This is a genomic window from Microbispora sp. NPDC046933 (genome assembly GCF_040644635.1).
Taxonomy (GTDB): domain Bacteria; phylum Actinomycetota; class Actinomycetes; order Streptosporangiales; family Streptosporangiaceae; genus Microbispora.
This window is the reverse complement of sequence record NZ_JBEYWW010000108.1, coordinates 1-1721: the sequence shown is the minus strand read 5'-3', so window position 1 is coordinate 1721 and position 1721 is coordinate 1. Positions and strand designations below refer to the sequence as shown.

2 protein-coding genes are annotated in these 1721 nt (G+C 39.7%); both read right to left on the bottom strand.

Annotated features, from left to right (window positions below):
* Nucleotides 1-35: 35 nt before the first annotated feature.
* On the bottom strand, nt 36-893 hold the full coding sequence (locus tag ABZ857_RS44130) for an ABC transporter substrate-binding protein (protein WP_357056936.1): 858 nt from the start codon (nt 891-893) through the stop codon (nt 36-38).
* Between the two features lie 109 nt (nt 894-1002).
* Nucleotides 1003-1721: murein tripeptide/oligopeptide ABC transporter permease OppC (gene oppC / locus ABZ857_RS44125; protein WP_357056933.1), on the bottom strand; the 719-nt coding region annotated here is incomplete at its 5' end.

The following is a 1721-nucleotide window of genomic DNA, read 5'->3' as shown; positions in this document are numbered from 1 at the left end:
GGCCGGCATGGGGCGCCTGCCGTACGCCAGGTTCCTCACCTTCGAGGTGCCCGGCGGCCTGGCCTGGGGGGCGGGGACCGTGGGGCTTTTTCACCCCAATAGTAAGGATTTGGGACATATTTAATAGATTCACCAGCAACAACATTTTCCGGTTTAAAAGGCCCTGTAACTAATGGTTTCGTTGTCGTTTTTGGACTAGAAGCCAAATCTTTAGGAGCGACATCTTTCAAATATTGATAAGGCGCTACCGTTTCAAGGAAGTAACCATTTCCTGATTGAGTCATCCCCGGTTTCATTTCTTTAAATTGAACCTTGATGACTTTTCCATTTTCACCATCAGGGAAAGTGATCCCTGAGATTGTTTTAGCTTTACCCGTATGATAATCACTCAAGCCAACAATATTTGCCAGAGAATCAGTCCAACGGTCGGAACCATAAGCAGGATTAGCAATCGTTTCATAGGTAAATTCATAATCTTTAGCCGTTACTTCTGAACCATCAGACCATTTCAAATCTTTACGAAGGGTAATCGTTGCCGTTTTAGACTCTTTATCTAGAGCAACATCGGCAGCTCCTCCCTTAATAAATTTGAATCCACTGTCTGTGAAGAACAAACCATCTTGACCTCCACCAGGACCAGACATTGTAGCAAAAGTTGCATCATTAGAAAGTCCCGATAACCATTGTGCTTTCATTGGAGAATCACTTTGATATGCGACTTTTAAATTTCCACCTTTGATTGCCTTGTCTGGATTTTGATAAGCAACGTCAAAGTTCCCCGCTTTTAATTTTTTTGTACTTGTACTTGAGCTTTGATTAGAACCACAAGCACTTAGGAGTGTAGCTGCTAAAACTACACTACTTGCCAATAAAGTTACTTTTAATTTGTTCATCTTAGTTTCTCCAATAATTTCTTTTTATTTCTTGCTTGCTTCAATATAATATTTAATTTATCATATCCATTTTTAATAGATAAACATTTTTATCACTCTTGAATGTTGTTTATCTTGTAGCTTGTCTTTGGTCAGCCACTCGTCTTAGTGCATTTCCGATAAAGATAATAGCAAGCACCACAATTAGGATGACCACTGTTGCTGGAACCCAAGTCCAAGGCTTATCAGTCATTGTTTCTGGATTAGTCGCTTCATTTATCATTGTTCCCAAAGATGGTGTCCCCGCTGGAAGTCCAAAACCTAAGAAAGAAAGCCCTGTTTCTAAACCAATATTTCCAGCAAAAACAAGCGTTGCTTCAGCAATGACTAAGGTGGACAAGTTGGGCCATATTTCCCGAAACATAATTTTAAAATCAGAGGTTCCCGAAGTTTTTGATGCTCGAACATAATCTCGATTGACTTCCGTCATTGTTCTTGCCCGAATCAGACGCGTTGTCCCTATCCAACTAAAGATACTGATAATCCCAATCAAAGACCAAGAATTAAACCGTGGGATGATAGTTACAAAAACAATAATGATCATCATTGATGGTAAAATCATGACAAAATCAGTGAAACGCATGAAGATTAAATCAAACCTTCCGCCAAAGTAGCCCGTAATTACCCCTAAGATATTTCCTACAACTAAAGTAATGAGTGTAACTGCAAAAGCGATATTGAAAGAGTTTCGTGCAGAAATCATTAACATCATGATAATATCTCGTCCACCATTATCAGTTCCCAGTAAATGTCCATTCGTCAGCGGTGCCAGATATTGGTCCATGATAT

Excerpts from the sequence above, each read along its gene's own strand:
- ABZ857_RS44130 (WP_357056936.1), bottom strand. The coding sequence starts at position 893 with ATGAACAAATTAAAAGTAACTTTATTGGCAAGTAGTGTAGTTTTAGCA.